This window comes from Stenotrophomonas sp. GD03680, from assembly GCF_029844625.1.
GTDB classification, from domain to species: Bacteria; Pseudomonadota; Gammaproteobacteria; order Xanthomonadales; family Xanthomonadaceae; genus Stenotrophomonas; species Stenotrophomonas maltophilia_P.
This window is the reverse complement of sequence record NZ_JAOCKC010000019.1, coordinates 1-14,521: the sequence shown is the minus strand read 5'-3', so window position 1 is coordinate 14,521 and position 14,521 is coordinate 1. Positions and strand designations below refer to the sequence as shown.

Annotated in this window: 12 protein-coding genes; 7 read left to right on the top strand and 5 right to left on the bottom strand. The window is 67.7% G+C overall.

The window, feature by feature from the left end:
• Positions 1-55 precede the first annotated feature (55 nt).
• The 3 genes from N5J29_RS15615 to N5J29_RS15605 are packed head-to-tail and all read right to left on the bottom strand — an operon-like array spanning position 56 to position 3,181.
• Complete coding sequence (locus N5J29_RS15615) at positions 56-1,111, bottom strand: ABC transporter substrate-binding protein (RefSeq protein ID WP_164152820.1); 1,056 nt, start codon at positions 1,109-1,111, stop codon at positions 56-58.
• Positions 1,108-2,499, bottom strand: coding sequence for a sensor histidine kinase (locus tag N5J29_RS15610; RefSeq protein ID WP_164152822.1), 1,392 nt, complete (start codon positions 2,497-2,499; stop codon positions 1,108-1,110). The genes N5J29_RS15615 and N5J29_RS15610 overlap by 4 nt, the downstream gene beginning before the upstream one ends.
• Complete coding sequence (locus N5J29_RS15605; RefSeq protein WP_053517418.1) at positions 2,492-3,181, bottom strand: response regulator transcription factor; 690 nt, start codon at positions 3,179-3,181, stop codon at positions 2,492-2,494. Before N5J29_RS15605 ends, N5J29_RS15610 begins: the two co-directional genes overlap by 8 nt.
• 326 nt (positions 3,182-3,507) lie before the next feature.
• Between N5J29_RS15605 and N5J29_RS15600 the strand changes: the two genes are divergently transcribed.
• The 4 genes from N5J29_RS15600 to N5J29_RS15585 all read left to right on the top strand — a co-directional run bounded on the left by N5J29_RS15600 (position 3,508) and on the right by N5J29_RS15585 (position 9,247).
• The gene (locus tag N5J29_RS15600; RefSeq protein ID WP_065175123.1) at positions 3,508-4,647 is read left to right on the top strand and encodes a porin; all 1,140 of its coding nucleotides are present in this window, start codon (positions 3,508-3,510) and stop codon (positions 4,645-4,647) included.
• Between the two features lie 73 nt (positions 4,648-4,720).
• Complete coding sequence (locus N5J29_RS15595; RefSeq protein WP_053517450.1) at positions 4,721-6,049, top strand: CitMHS family transporter; 1,329 nt, start codon at positions 4,721-4,723, stop codon at positions 6,047-6,049.
• A 25-nt stretch (positions 6,050-6,074) separates the two neighbouring features.
• The gene (phbB, locus tag N5J29_RS15590; RefSeq protein ID WP_053517420.1) at positions 6,075-6,815 is read left to right on the top strand and encodes an acetoacetyl-CoA reductase; all 741 of its coding nucleotides are present in this window, start codon (positions 6,075-6,077) and stop codon (positions 6,813-6,815) included.
• 140 nt (positions 6,816-6,955) lie between these two features.
• Positions 6,956-9,247: a TonB-dependent receptor gene (locus N5J29_RS15585; RefSeq protein WP_164152824.1), complete on the top strand. Its 2,292-nt coding sequence runs from the start codon at positions 6,956-6,958 to the stop codon at positions 9,245-9,247.
• An 81-nt stretch (positions 9,248-9,328) separates the two neighbouring features.
• Here the strand turns inward: N5J29_RS15585 and N5J29_RS15580 are convergent, their stop codons facing one another.
• Together N5J29_RS15580 and rsgA are read right to left on the bottom strand one after the other, a co-directional pair.
• Complete coding sequence (locus N5J29_RS15580; RefSeq protein ID WP_164152825.1) at positions 9,329-10,582, bottom strand: flavohemoglobin expression-modulating QEGLA motif protein; 1,254 nt, start codon at positions 10,580-10,582, stop codon at positions 9,329-9,331.
• A 123-nt stretch (positions 10,583-10,705) separates the two neighbouring features.
• Positions 10,706-11,815: a ribosome small subunit-dependent GTPase A gene (gene rsgA / locus N5J29_RS15575; protein ID WP_065175126.1), complete on the bottom strand. Its 1,110-nt coding sequence runs from the start codon at positions 11,813-11,815 to the stop codon at positions 10,706-10,708.
• 115 nt (positions 11,816-11,930) lie between these two features.
• On the opposite strand from rsgA, the gene N5J29_RS15570 reads away from it, so the two are divergent.
• From N5J29_RS15570 to N5J29_RS15560, 3 genes are all read left to right on the top strand, one after another.
• Entirely contained in the window at positions 11,931-13,205 is a 1,275-nt protein-coding gene (locus N5J29_RS15570; RefSeq protein WP_065175207.1) for a pyridoxal phosphate-dependent aminotransferase, read from the top strand.
• A 3-nt stretch (positions 13,206-13,208) separates the two neighbouring features.
• A complete protein-coding gene (locus tag N5J29_RS15565) occupies positions 13,209-13,826 on the top strand; it encodes an SGNH/GDSL hydrolase family protein (RefSeq protein ID WP_164152827.1) in 618 nt (205 codons plus the stop codon).
• Between the two features lie 3 nt (positions 13,827-13,829).
• Positions 13,830-14,521 (top strand): class I SAM-dependent methyltransferase (locus N5J29_RS15560; RefSeq protein ID WP_279924473.1); only part of this gene is annotated, 692 nt, incomplete at its 3' end.

The following is a 14,521-nucleotide window of genomic DNA, read 5'->3' as shown; positions in this document are numbered from 1 at the left end:
CATTGTACGGGCAGCGCACTGCATCCGCCGGGCATGGCCCGGCGCTACCAGGGCATCAGCGCCCCGCCGGCTCCACGCTGCTGCGCCAGGCATCGAGGAACTGGCGCCGCTTGAGCGCGTCCAGGTAGACCAGCAGTCCCGGCCCGAGCTGGATCGGGCGCCGGCTGCGACCGGGCGCATCATCGCGCCGGGCATCGCTGCGCACGATCGGCATCAGCCGCGCCTCGCGCGACAGCACCTGCTGGCCGCGCGGCGACAGCAGGTAATCGAGGAAACGCCGCGCCTCCTCCGGATGCGGACTGGTGCGCGGGATCACGGCCGTGCGCAGCACCACCAGCGTGTAGTCCTCCGGCTCGATGATGGCCAGTGGCGCGCCGGCATCGATGCGCGCCTGCGCGTACGAGCCGAGCACGTTGTAGACCAGCGACAGCTGGCCGCTGGCAACCTTGTCCAGCAGCATCCCGGTGCGCTCCTCGCGAACCACCTCGTTGTCGCCGAGCGCCCCGAGCAGCGCACCGGCAATGCTGCCACGCTGCGCATCCTGCGTGGCCAGCAGGTAGCCCACACTGCTGCGTTCGATGTCGTAGGTGCCCACCCGTCCGCGCAGGGGCGCGCCTTCCGCGCGCAGCAGGTCCAGCAGCTGCCGGCGTGTATGCGGCACCTTGGCAGCAGGCAATGTGCGCGTGTTGTGGACCATCACCACCGGCTCGTAGCTGATCCCGAATGCCTCGCCCCGCCACTGTGCCCAGGCCGGCAGCGCCGCGGTCTGCGCCGAGCGGTGTGGCAGGGCATGACCGTCATTGACCAGCTTGGTCTGCAGGTCCATGCCGCTGGAGATCAGCAGATCCGGCGACGCCGGGCTGGTGCGGTCCTGCAGGTAACGCGCGTACAGATCCTGGGTGATGATGTCCTCGTACACCACTTCCGTGCCGGGATGCAGCCGCTGGTAGTCGGCGATCACCACGGCGAACACCTCGATGTCGGTGGTGCCGTGGATGCGCAGCTGGGCAGTGGCGGTCTCACGTGCGGGGAAACGGCGCACATCGCCGGGTGCAGCCTGCGCAGGCAGAGCCAGCAGCAGCGCGATGACGGCGGCAAACAGGCGGATCATGGGTTGCTCCGGGGCAGGCGGATGGTGGCGATCAGCCCCCCCTGCGGGCGGTTGCTGAGGTCGATATGGCCTGAATGGCTGTCGATCACGCGTTTGACGATGGCCAGCCCCAGGCCGGCGCCACCGGATGGCACGCCTTCGCCACGGGCGAATCGCTCGAACACCCGTTCGGCGTCGGCCGCGGCGATGCCCGGGCCGTGGTCGGCAATGGTCAGCACCGCCTGGCCGCCCTCGACCGTAAGTGCGATCTGCAGCGGACCATCGCCGCCATACTTCAACGCATTGTCGACCAGGTTCTTGATCGCCTCGCGCAGCAGCAGCGCATCGCCGTGCACATGCACCTGCTCGGAAGTGACGGCCAGCTGCACGCGCGGCGCGGGACCGGCCTGCGGCAACGCATCGTGCAATGCCTGGTGCACGGTTTCTGCCAGATCCACCGGCGCGAACCGCTGCAGATGCGAACGGTGGATCACGCTGGCATCGCTGAGCAGCTGGTTGAGCAGCCGGCTCATGTGCGTGGCATTGCGCTCGATGGCCTGCAGGCTGCGCCGCATGTCCTGCGGGTCGTCATCATCCAGCGCCAGCTGCGCCTGCGCGCGCAGGGCGGCCAGCGGGGTACGCATCTGGTGCGCGGCTTCGGCCATGAACGCGCGCAGGGTCTCGTTGCTGCTCGACAGCCGCTCCATGAAGCGGTTCAGCGCCGCCACCATCTGGTCCATCTCACGGGGCACACGTGCATCCAGCGGCTTCAGGTCCGACGGTTCACGGCGCGAGAGTTCGCGTTCCACCCTCACCAGTGGCCGGAATGCACGGTGTACACCGAAGGCGACCAGCGCCAGCAGCAGACCGGACAGCACACCGATCGCCAGCAGCGACCGATTGACCATGTCCTGCGCCACCGCCTCGCGCGCGCGCCGGGTCTGGCCGACCTGCACCAGCACCTCGCCCTGCGCGGACGCAGCAGCGAAGCTGCGGCCCACCACCACGAACCGCACGGTCTCACCGCTGTAGCGCGCATCAAAGAACTGCGGTTGGCTCCCCGGCCGCCGGGGTGGCACAGGCAGGTCGCCGTAGCCAGTGATCAGCGTGCCGCGACTGTCCGCGACGCGGTAGAACACCCGGTCCTCCGGCGCCATCGCCAGCAGGTCGAGCGCCGCGTACGGCAGGTCGACCTGCCATTGGCCATCGGCCAGGGCCACCGAATCGGCGATGGACAGTGCAGAGGACGCCAGCAGGTGATCGTAGGAGCGATTGGCCGCACGCTGGCCGTAGTCGCGTGCGGCAAACAGCAGGGCGACTGCGAACACCGCCAGCAGCGCACCCAGATACAGCAGCAGGGTCCGCCGCAGCGAACCCGGCGCGGCCGCTGCCGGGCGCGCGTCAGCCATCGCTGTCCACGCCTTCGTCGCGGGCCTCGAGCAGGTAACCGACGCCGCGCACGGTCGTGATGCGCAGCGGCGCGTCGGCGAGCTTCCTGCGCAGGCGGCCGACATAGAGCTCGATTGCGTTCGGCCCGGCCTCGTCATCGAAGCCGAACAGGCCGTTGCCGATCTCATCCTTGCCGACCACGTGGCCCAACCGGCCGACCAGGATTTCCAGCAGACGGTACTCGCGGTTGGGCAGCTCGATCGGCTCGCCATCCAGGGTGACCCGATGCGCGGCATTGTCGAACTGGAAGCCGCCCACCTGCACCACCTCACTGGCCTGGCCGCGGGCCCGTCGCAGCAGCACGCGGCAACGCGCCTCGAACTCGCGGAAGTCGAAGGGCTTGCCGAGATAATCATCGGCACCCACGTCCAGCGCCTGCACGCGGTCCTCGATGCCGTCGCGCGCGGTCAGCATCAGCACCGGCGTGCTGTCGCCGCGCTCGCGCATGCCGGCCAGCACACGTAGCCCATCAAGCTTGGGCAGGCCGATATCCAGCACCACCAGATCGAAACTCTGGTAGCGCAGCACGCTTGCGGCGGCCAGGCCATCGGCCTGCCAATCCACCGCGTGCCCACTGCGGCGCATGCGACGGATGATCGCATCGGCCAGATCCGGGTTGTCTTCAACCAGCAGCAGGCGCATGGGGACAAGCGTGGGAGGGGAAGCGAATGCTACCGCATGCCGCCCGGCCTGCCCGCCGGGCATGGCCTGGCGCTACCCGGGCGTCGCGGGGGGGGATGGATGGACCGGCGCGATCGGGGAGCCTGCACGGGGGTAGCGCCGGGCCATGCCCGGCGAGCGCAGCGGCCGCTTTTACGCTGCAACGCACAAACCGCTGACAGGCGGATGACAGCTTGCGCGACCCAGACTGCGGCCGCGCACCATCCGGTGCCCACGATTGCCGCGCGCCTGGCGCGCACCTGGGAGGGTTTGTGGAATTCACGTTTGCCTGGCCGCGTTCCGCCGCCATGATGGCCCTGGCTGCGTTGGCCGCGCCGGCCTTTGCCGCTGATGACGAGCGGCCGGTCACCGCCACGCTGGGCGGTCGCCTGCACCTGGACTTCGCCACGTTCGACAATGACAACCGCGGTACGCCGAACAAGGATGACACCGAGATCCGCCGCGCTTGGCTGGATGTCTCCGGCAGGTTTTTCGTGGTCGACTACAAGATGGAAGCCGACTTCTCCGGCGACCGTGTGGAAGCCAAGGACGTCTATCTGGCACGCAGCTTCGGCAAGGCCGGCAAGCTGACGGTCGGCCAGTTCAAGCAGTACTTCTCGCTGGATGACCGCACCAGCTCCAACTACGGCAGCTTCCTGGAGCGTGGCAATGCCGGTACCACGCTGGCGCCGCTGTACCGGCTGGGTGCCTCGTGGCAGGCCAATCCGGGTGACTTCACCTGGGCCGCCAGCGTCTACAGCCTGGAGAGCATCGATGCCTGGCAGGTGAAGGGGCGCGCCGCCGGCGGCCGCGTGACCTGGGCGCCCTCGCCCAGCGACGGCGATGTACTGCACCTGGGCCTGTCGCTGGCCCGTGAGGCGTACGACAACCCTGGCGCCAACGGTGTGCCGGCACTGCGCATCCGCCCGCGCCCCGCCGGCCATCTGTCCGATGAGAGCCGCCTGACCCTGGTCGATTTCTCCGCAGGCCGCGATACCGACGTCAACAAGTGGTCGCTGGAGTACGCCCAGGTCCGTGGCCCGTTGTCATGGCAGGGCGAGTTCAGCGGCGCAACCTTCGATGACGGCGCCCAGCGCGGCGACGTCATGGCCGGCTACGGCATGCTCAGCTGGTTCGTTACCGGCGAGAGCCGCGCCTACGACCGCAAGACCGGCCGCTTCGCACGGGTGAAGGACATCCGCCACAAGGCAGGTGCCTTTGAAGTCGCGCTGCGCTACGACCGGATGTGGGGCGCGCAGCACCTCGACGGCGCTCCCGACCTGCGCCGCGGCAGCACCGAAGCCTGGACGCTCGGCGGCAACTGGTACCTGCGCGACAACCTGCGATTCATGCTCAACGTCATCGAAAGCCGCAACCGTGACCGCCTGGCCGGGATCACGGTGGACCGCACGCGCGCCGTGACCGGCCGCCTGCAGTACGACTTCTGAGCCTCTTCCGCGCCCCCCTCCGCACCCGCCCCTCCCTTTCCCACGTCCTGTTTTCTCAAGGAGTCCGCAGATGATGCTGAGCATCCTCGGCTTTGGCATGGTCATTACATTCATGTACTTGATCATGAGCAAGCGGCTGTCACCGCTGGTGGCCCTGATCACCATCCCGATCCTGTTCGCGCTGATCGGTGGCTTTGGCGCCGGCATCGACGAAATGATGCTGGAAGGCATCAAGAAGATCGCGCCGACCGGCGTGATGCTGATGTTCGCCATCCTCTACTTCGGCGTGATGATCGACGCGGGACTGTTCGATCCGCTGGTGCGGGTGATCCTGCGGTTCGTCAAGGGCGATCCGATGAAGATCGTGCTCGGCACCGCCGTGCTGGCGATGCTGATCTCGCTCGATGGCGATGGCTCGACCACGTACATGATCACGGTCTCGGCAATGCTGCCGCTGTATCAGCGGCTGGGCATGAACGCGCTGAACATGACCTGCGTGACCATCCTCGCCGGTGGCGTGATGAACCTGACTCCGTGGGGCGGCCCGACCGCACGCGCCGCCACCGCACTGCACGTTGATCCTGCTGATGTGTTCGTGCCGCTGATCCCGTCGATGGTGATCGCCTGCGCGGGCGTGCTGCTGCTGGCGTGGTACCTGGGCCTGAAGGAACGCCGCCGGCTGGGCGTGGTGACGCTGCCCAAGGGCGGCAGCTGGATGGACAGCAGCGTGTCCGACGACAGCAATGCGCTGCCGACGGTCGAGGATGCCGAGGACATCAAGCGGCCCAAGCTGCTGTGGGTGAACCTGGTGCTGACCCTGGTCCTGATGACCGCGCTGATCGTCGGCGTGCTGCCGATGCCGGTGCTGTTCATGGTCGGCTTCGCCATTGCCCTGGTGATCAACTACCCGAACCTGGCCGAGCAGCGCCGTCGCGTGGTCAACCACGCCGGCAACGTGCTGTCGGTGGTGTCGCTGATCTTCGCGGCGGGCATCTTCACCGGCATCCTCAACAACACCGGCATGGTCGAGGCGATGTCGCACAGCTTCCTGGCGGTGATTCCGGATTCGTGGGGCCCCTATCTGGCGGTGATCACTGCCGTGGCCTCGATGCCGTTCACCTTCTTCATGTCCAACGACGCGTTCTACTTCGGCGTGTTGCCGATCCTGTCCGAAGCCGCTGGCAACTACGGCATCACGCCGGTGGAAATGGCCCGCGCCTCGCTGGCCGGCCAGCCGGTGCATCTGCTCAGCCCACTGGTGCCCTCCACCTACCTGCTGGTGGGCCTGGCCAAGGTCGAGTTCGCCGACCACCAGAAATTCACCCTGAAATGGGCCATCGCCATCTCGCTGCTGCTGATGGTCGGCAGCCTGCTGTTCGGCCTGTATCCCCTCGCCGCCTGATCCCGTTACCAAGGAGCGTTCCGCAATGACTCTTCGCATCGCTTACGTCACCAGCGGCATGGGCAGTGTCGGCACTGCCATCTGCCAGAGCCTGGCCCGCGCCGGCCATACCGTTGTTGCCGGCTGTGCGCCGAATTCGCCGCGCAAGGCCAACTGGCTGCGCGAGCAGCGCGAGCAGGGCTTTGACTTCATCGCCTCCGAGGGCAATGCCACCGACTGGGCCTCGACCAGCGCCGCCTTCGCCAAAGTGCGCGCGGAAGTGGGTGAAGTGGACGTGCTGGTCAACAACTCCGGCGGCAGCCGCGACCTGCTGTTCCGGCAGATGACGGTGGAGGACTGGAATGCGGTGATCGCCTCCAACCTCAACGCGCTCTTCAACCTGACCAAGCAGGTGGTCGATGGCATGGCCACGCGGGGCTGGGGACGCATCATCAACATCGGCTCGGTCAGCGCCCACAAGGGGCAGATCGGCCAGGTGAACTACGCCACCGCCAAGGCCGCCATGCATGGCTTCAGCCGGGCGCTTGCGGCCGAAGTGGCGTCACGCGGAGTGACGGTCAACACGCTCTCGCCGGGCTACATCGCCAGCCAGGCCATCAGCAGTTTCCCCCCGGATGTCCTGGACCGCCTGGCCGCATCGGTGCCGGTACGGCGCCTGGGCCGTCCGGAAGAAGTCGCCGGCCTGTGCGCCTGGCTGGCCTCGGACGAGGCGTCGTATGTGACCGGCGCCGATTATCCGGTCAATGGTGGGCTGTACATGGGCTAATGAGCCGCCCTGGGTGCGCCGCCAACGTGGCGGCGCGTACCCGCATGGGTGTTCCGTAAAGAAGCTTTCATGTTCCGTTCGCATAGTGGGGCGGCATCGCGCACGCACGCCGGTGCCCATCCCCCATGCAACGGACCACCATGCAGACTCGACACCTGACGATCGCCGTAGCGATCGCGCTTTCCGCCGCTGCCAGCGCTGCTTCCGCCTCTGCCGCCGATACCGGCACCGATGCCGCGCCCAGCGCGCAGACGCTGGATACCATCTCGGTGATCGGCCAGGGCGAGACCCGCCAGGTGCAGCGCATTACCAGCGTCGACAAGCAGGTGCTCCCGCCAGGCACCAGCGGCCAGAAGATCCTCGATCGGCTGCCGGGCGTGTCGGTGCAGTCCAACGATGCGTTCGGCGCCAACGAGGAATCGCAGACCATCAGCCTGCGCGGATTCGACAAGAGCCGGCTGGGCTATACGCTCGATGGCATTCCGTTGGGCGACAACAGCTACGGCAACTACAACGGCCTGAGCATCGCCCGTGCGCTGATCGCCGAAAACCTGGCCGGCGCCGAGCTGTCGCAGGGCATCGGTTCACTCGGCGTGGCCTCGACCAGCAATCTCGGCGGCACCATCCAGTACTTCTCGTCCGATCCGTCCACCGAGTTCGGCGGCCGTGCCAGCGTCACCGTCGGCGACGACAATCAGCGCCGTGGTTACCTGCGCGTGGATACGGGCGACCTCAACGGCTTCTCTGCGTATGTCTCCGGCGTTCACCAGGACCAGGACATGTGGGCCGCGCCGCATCAGAACCAGACCACCCGCCAGTTCAATGCCAAGGCCGTGTGGAACGTGGGCGACCATCGCTTTGGCGCGTTCGTGGCGACCTCGCGTGCCAGCCAGGCCAACTACGCCTACCTGTCCAAGGACATGCTGGCCCGGGGCCTGGGCTGGGACTGGAACATCTATGCGCCGGACTGGAACCGCGCGGTGGCCGCCGCCTACTGCGCGCCGGCTACGCGTGATCCGGCGCGATGTGCCTACAGCGGCGGCGTGACCAGCATCGACGATGCGTACTACCAGAGCCGTGCGCTGCGCGATGACAACCTGTACTCGATCGATGCCGACCTTCGCCTGGGCGAGCAGGGCCGCCTGAAACTGCTGGCCTACCACCATGACAACCGCGGCCAGGGTCACTGGTGGGCGCCGGGCCAGCCGTCCTACCCCGGCACCGACCGGGTGCTGCCGATCTCCATCCGCAGCACCAACTACACGATCAACCGCGACGGCGTGACCGCAGCGCTGTCATGGACGGCTGGCATCCACGAGCTGGAAGCCGGCCTGTGGTACGAGCAGAACGACCACAACGTGTCGCGCAATTTCTACTACATCAGCGGTCCGTTCCTGGACGACCTGTACCTGAAGAATCCGGACCGCCTGCTGTTCAACCAGGACTACGACATCCGCACGCAGCAGTTCTACGTGCAGGACCGCATGCGCTTCCTCGACCAGCGCCTGACCGTTGATGTCGGCATCAAGAGCCCGAACACCCGCATGCGTGCCACGGCCCGCCCGGGCGTGGAAACCCGCCTGGCGTCCGGCACGCTGACGGCCAAGGAGTCGGTGCTGCCGCAGCTGGGCGTGGGCTTCAAGCTCAACGCCAACAACGAGCTGTTCGCCTCGTACGCCGAGAACATCGCCGCCTTCGTCGGTGGTGGCAGTGGCGGCCCGTTGCAGGTGGCACCGGAATCGTTCGCTGCCAGCGCCGACCTGGAACCGGAAAAGTCGAAGAGCCTGGAGGCCGGTTTCCGCACGTTCGGCGAGAAGTACCAGGCCTCGATCGCCGCCTACAACGTCACGTTCGACAACCGCCTGCTGTCACTGAACCCGTGCTCCAGCATCGAAGTGGGCACCCGACCGGAGTGCGTGACACGCTTCATCAACGTCGGCTCGGTGAAGAGCCACGGCGCGGAACTGACCTTCATCCTCAAGCCGGTCGATGGCCTGCAGTGGTACAACGCGCTGTCCTGGAACAAGACCACCTACGAAGATGACTACATCTCCGGCGGCGCGGTGGTGCCGGTGGCCGGCAAGATCACGGTGGACACGCCGCAGCGCATGGCCTCCAGCGAAATCAGCTGGAACCGCGATGGCTTCTTCGCCAGCCTGCGTGCCAAGTACACCGGCAAGCGTTATTACACCTACACCAACGATCAGTCGGTGCCGGGCGTGACCACCTTCGATGCGGGTGCCGGCTATGACTTCGGCCCTGGGCTGGGACTGCGCAACGTGCGGGTCTCGTTGAACGCGACCAATCTGACCAACAAGCGCTACGCCGGCCAGCTGAGCTCGTTCGCGCCGACCGACCCGGAAGGCAAGCGCTACGCGATCCACGCCAGCGCACCGCGGCAGGTGTTCATGACGGTGGCGGCAGAGTTCTAAGTCAGAAGCGGGCGCTGCGGCGCATCGAGTGTTCCTGCATGGCGCGGGCAGGCAGGCCCATGCAGGATCCGCCAACGCATGTCACTCCGGCGCCAGCTGGTCCATCCGTATCCGGTTGGCAAACAGGGAAAACGCCAGCATGCCGGCCAGGCCATTGGCCCGGCTGACCCAGTGCGGCAGCCAGCGTGGTGGCTTCAACACCCCGGCCTGGAACAACGGCGCGAACGCGATGGCGTCCTGCAGGCTCATCTTGCCCGCGAACAGCCACCGGCAGACCTGCAGGCGATCCTCGGCCAGCATGTGGCGGAAGAAGGTGTGCACCGATACCAGCCCGCGCAGGTACACGGTGTCCTTGGTGAAGGCCAGCCCGCCGCCGGGGGGCACCCCGCGGAACACGCGCTGGGCCGATGCGAAGCTCTCTTCCGGGTTCTGCCCGGCATCGCAGAAGTAGCGGAACACCTCGATGAAGTCGGCGCCCTCGCGGGCCATCGCGATGGCTTCGGTACGCAGGCTGATCCGCTTCAGGCGCTCGATGTCGATGCTGCCGGTGATCTGCTCGGCAAACGTGGCCAACCCTTCCTGGGTAGCCGTCACCCGCGGTGAGGACAAGGCCAGGCTGGGCAGCACCGGTTGCTCCCGGCCATTCAACGCGGTCAGCGAATGCACCAGCGCTTCGTGATGGAACAGCTGTGCACGATCGTAGGCGCTGAAGCGCGCACTGGTACGCAGGCGGATCCGCGTCGATCCGGCGGCCGCCTTGGACACCAGTTCCGGGTCCAGCTGCACCTGGATGATCCGCGATTCGAAGAAGGCATCCAGATCGTTCTGCAACTGCAATTGCAGCGCGATCGCAGACACCGGCACCTGTTCTTCCGGCGCCAGCAGTTCATGGTCCAGCTCGGCCGCGATCTGGATGAAATGGCGTGCTGCATCGCGCGTGCTCGGGCCATTGCCCGGCAAGGGCTGTTCGGGGGCGCCGAACAGCTGCACCGAACAGGTGTCCACCGCTGCGGTACCCAGTCCCTCCAGCAGGCGTGCGGCCAGGTCCCAGCTGTGCGCGGACTGCTGCACGTAGTGACCCAAGGGATGCCCCGCGTCGCAGTCGGCGGCGATGGCTGCCAAGGTGCGGCGTTCCTCGCTGAAATCCAGCTTCGGGTAGTCCACCTTCGGCAACTGCGGCTGCCCGCGCGCAACGCTGTCCAGGAACGGTGCCTGCACCGTCGCCGGCCAGCTGGTCAGGCCCAGCAGGCGGATGCCACCCACGGCCTCGACCAGCCGCGCATCGAGCGCCGCATGGTGGGCCACCTCGCGATCCAGCACGGCGGTCGTTTCCATGCGCGGACTATAGCGCCCTGCCCGGCCGTGCGCTGTCCACCGCGTGCCCAGCATCAGTGAGGGCGTTACCCCGGCATCCCGGGATGAATCTCCATGCAGCCGCGCCCATGGCCGGCTGCCTCATCAACGACGTCGCGGCTTTCCTGCCGGACGGAACTGCTGGCCCTTGCCTTTCCTGCCACCTCGTTCCTGCGCGGTCTCGGCCTGGCGCACGGCCAGCTTGGCGGCCGCAGCCGCCACTTCTTCCTTCAACTTGAAGTAGTTCAGCAGCCGGCTTTCCTCAATCTCACCCGCGTCGATGGCCGCCCGTACCGCACAACCGGGCTCCTGGTGATGCGAGCAGTCGCGGAAGCGGCACTGTTCGGCCAGTGCTTCGATATCGGCGAAGCCCCCTTCGGCCAGCGTCTCCTCGCCGGTCGGCTTGAGCTCGCGCATGCCGGGCGTGTCGATCAGGCAGGCGCCGGTCGGCAACGGCATCAGCGCACGATGGGTGGTGGTATGACGCCCGCGTGAGTCGTTGGCGCGCACCGCATTGGTCTTCATCCGCTGCTCGCCAAGCAGCGTGTTGGTCAGCGTGGATTTGCCGGCGCCGGAGGAGCCCACCAGCACCACGGTGCGGCCCGGCCCCAACCATGGCTGCAGCACAGCCACGCTGCCAGCATCCAGGCCATTGATGGCATGCAGGGCGATCCCCTGCATTTCCAGTTCTTCCAGCACCGCCAGCGCATCTTCGCTGTATTCGGTCTGGTCGGCCTTGGTCAGCACCACCACCGGTTCGGCACCGCCGCCGCCCACCAGCAGCAGGTAGCGCTCGATACGGCGTGGATTGAAGTCCGCATCCAGCCCGCAGACGATGAACACCGTATCGATGTTGGCCGCGATCACCTGCTGGTGATAATGCTCGCCGGCGGCACCGCGCTTGATCGCGGTGCGACGTGGCAGCAGCGCCACGATGCGGATGCCGTCGAGCAGCACCCAGTCGCCGACCGCCGGCCGCTCATGGCTGGGAAAGCGTGGCCGCTGCCATTCCGGCAGCGATTCGGCCTTGATCGCAGCGTCCGGGGCGTCGGCCACGACATAGTGCGTACGGTGCTGCTCGATCACCCGGGCCGGGCGGGCCTGCGGGTGCTCGGCCATCATGGCCTGCCAGTCGGCCTGCTGCGCCGGGCCCGGCCAGGGCCAGCCGATGGTCTGCAGGGCGGTGAAATCGGGGGTCTGGGTCATCGCCTCCATTCTACCCGTGCCAACGCCGCTCCAGCCCAGCAGCGGCGGGCCCTGGGGGCCTTGCCATGCAGTGCAGCAATTCCGCTACCATGGAACCTCCATGCCATCCGACGGCTCACCGACCATGTCAACCTCCGCGCCCAAGCCCCTGGCCACCCGCGAGCGCCTTTCCGAAGTGCGCTACGAAATCCGCGGAGAACTGGCCCGGCGAGCCCGGGAGCTGGAGGCGCAGGGCCGCAAGCTGATCAAGCTCAACATCGGCAACCCCGGCAATTTCGGCTTCCGCGCCCCGGAACACCTGCAGCGCGCGATCGCCGACGACATGGGTCGCACCGATCCCTATACCCACCAGCAGGGCCTGCCGGTGGCGCGCGAGGCGATCGCTGCCTACTACACCCGTCGCGGCGCTCCCGACGCGCACCCGGACCGTGTGTTCGTCGGCAACGGCGTCAGCGAACTGATCGACCTGTCGCTGCGTGCGCTGCTCAACCCCGGCGATGAAGTGCTGGTGCCGTCCCCGGACTACCCGTTGTGGTCGGCCTCCACCATCCTCAACGACGGCCGGCCGGTGTACTACCGTTGCGCCGCCGAGAACGGCTTCCAGCCGGACCCGAGCGAGATCGAGACCCTGGTGTCCTCGCGCACCCGCGCGATCGTGCTGATCAATCCGAACAATCCCAGTGGCGCCAGCTACCCGCGCGAACTGCTTGAACGCGTGGTGGACATCGCGCGCCGGCACAACCTGCTGCTGCTGGTCGACGAGATCTACGACCAGATCCTGTATGACGAGGCGGTGTTCCAGCCAGTCGCACCGCTGGCGGGCGACCATCCGTGCCTGACCTTCAGCGGGCTGAGCAAGGTGCATCGCGCCTGCGGCTGGCGCGTGGGTTGGGCGCACCTCAGCGGCGATGACGCACGCCTGGGCGACTTCCGCGCGGCGATGGACCTGCTCAGCGCGCTGCGCCTGTGCGCCAATGTGCCCGGCCAGTACGCCATCGAGGCTGCGGTGAACGGGCCCGACACCATTTCGGCACTGTGTGCCCCGGGCGGGCGCCTGTACGAAACCCGCCGCGCGGTGATCGAAGCCTGCGAGGCCAGCGAGCATCTGTCGCTGGTGGCCCCCGCCGGCGCGCTGTATGCCTTCCCGGCGGTGGTCGGCGCTGCCGCCAAGGGCTTCGACGATCACACCTTCGCCCTGGACCTGATGGACAACGAGGGCGTGCTGGTGGTGCCCGGTTCCAGCTTCAACGTGCCCTACCGCAACCACTTCCGCGTAACCCTGCTGCCGGAGGCCTCGGTGATGCGCGATGTGTTCGCCCGCATCGACCGCGTGCTGGCCCGCCGCGCCGAGGATGCAACCAAGGTCGTACCGATCAAGCCACGCCGTTCGGTGGCCTGAGTCGTGGGCTTGTCCTATCTGGCGCTGGGCGACTCCTACACCATCGGTGAGGCCGTCGCGGTCGAAGGCCGCTGGCCCCATCAGCTGGCCGCCGCGATGCGCGCACAGGGCGTCGCGCTGGCCGATCCGCAGACCATCGCCACCACCGGCTGGACCACGGACGAGCTCGATGCCGGCATCGACGAGGCCGCCCCGCAGGGGCCGTTCGACTTCGTCAGCCTGCTGATCGGGGTCAACAACCAGTACCGCGGCCGCCCGCTCGACGAATACCGCACGCAGTTCCAGGCCCTGCTGCAGCGCGCGATCGGTTTTGCCGGCGGCCGTACCGATCGGGTGCTGGTGCTGTCGTTTCCCGATTGGGGCGTGACGCCGTTCGGCGCCAGCAGCGGCCGACACCGTGGCCGCATCGGCATCGAAACCGACGCGTTCAACGCGGCTGCGGAGCATGTCTGCAGTGGCCTCGGCGTCGACTTCGTCGACATCACCGACATCAGCCGCGTCCACGGTCACGACCCGGCGATGATCGCCGAAGACGGTCTGCACCCCTCCGCGCGCATGTATGCATTGTGGAGCGAGCGCGCCTTGCCGGTCGCCCTGCGCCGGCTCGGCGACGCTGGCTGACCCGTGGACGGCACGCCACGGAATGGCACGCCCCTGCCCTGCTCCCCGCTGACCTCCCCGCAGGCCCGCGCGATCGCCGAGGCGTTCCGACCTGCACAGGCCTGGGGCAGCCGCCGCGACTATTACTACACCCGCGGCAAACTCGGCAGCGATCCGTTGTACGACGGCGTGCTGCAACAGCTGCCCGAGGATGGCCAGCCGGTGCTGGACCTGGGTTGCGGACTGGGCCTGTTCGCGCATGTGCTGCGCCAGCGCGGGCGCGGCCAGCCCTATCTCGGGGTGGACGTGGACGCCGCCAAGATCGAGCGGGCGCGGCAAGCCGGTGAAGGCCTGCCGGCCGTGCGCTTCGAATGCCTGGATGTGCAGGCTGCGCTGCCGTCGCACGTCGGCCATGTACTGCTGCTGGACGTAGTGCAGTACCTGGATGCCGGACCGCAGCAGACGCTGCTGCGTGCCGCAAGCGCGCGGGTGTCCCCCGGAGGACGGCTGCTGCTGCGCACGCCGCTGGCGACCGGTGATGGCCGGGACCGCACCACGCGGGTCGCGGACCGCCTTGCCTGGCTGGTGGGCTGGATGGGTACCCGCCCGCGGCACTATCCCCAGCCGAAGACCTTGCTGGCGACACTGAGCGAAGCGGGATTGCGCGTCGCCGCACCACGGCCGCTGCACGGGCGCACACCGTTCAACAGCTGGCT

What these genes read in the sequence shown, in the direction of transcription:
- phbB (WP_053517420.1), top strand. Translation starts at nt 6,075, where the DNA reads ATGACTCTTCGCATCGCTTACGTCACCAGCGGCATGGGCAGTGTCGGC.
- N5J29_RS15600 (WP_065175123.1), top strand. Translation starts at nt 3,508, where the DNA reads ATGATGGCCCTGGCTGCGTTGGCCGCGCCGGCCTTTGCCGCTGATGAC.
- N5J29_RS15595 (WP_053517450.1), top strand. Translation starts at nt 4,721, where the DNA reads ATGCTGAGCATCCTCGGCTTTGGCATGGTCATTACATTCATGTACTTG.
- N5J29_RS15610 (WP_164152822.1), bottom strand. Translation starts at nt 2,499, where the DNA reads ATGGCTGACGCGCGCCCGGCAGCGGCCGCGCCGGGTTCGCTGCGGCGG.
- N5J29_RS15615 (WP_164152820.1), bottom strand. Translation starts at nt 1,111, where the DNA reads ATGATCCGCCTGTTTGCCGCCGTCATCGCGCTGCTGCTGGCTCTGCCT.
- N5J29_RS15580 (WP_164152825.1), bottom strand. Translation starts at nt 10,582, where the DNA reads ATGGAAACGACCGCCGTGCTGGATCGCGAGGTGGCCCACCATGCGGCG.
- N5J29_RS15605 (WP_053517418.1), bottom strand. Translation starts at nt 3,181, where the DNA reads ATGCGCCTGCTGCTGGTTGAAGACAACCCGGATCTGGCCGATGCGATC.
- rsgA (WP_065175126.1), bottom strand. Translation starts at nt 11,815, where the DNA reads ATGGAGGCGATGACCCAGACCCCCGATTTCACCGCCCTGCAGACCATC.
- N5J29_RS15570 (WP_065175207.1), top strand. Translation starts at nt 11,931, where the DNA reads ATGTCAACCTCCGCGCCCAAGCCCCTGGCCACCCGCGAGCGCCTTTCC.
- N5J29_RS15585 (WP_164152824.1), top strand. Translation starts at nt 6,956, where the DNA reads ATGCAGACTCGACACCTGACGATCGCCGTAGCGATCGCGCTTTCCGCC.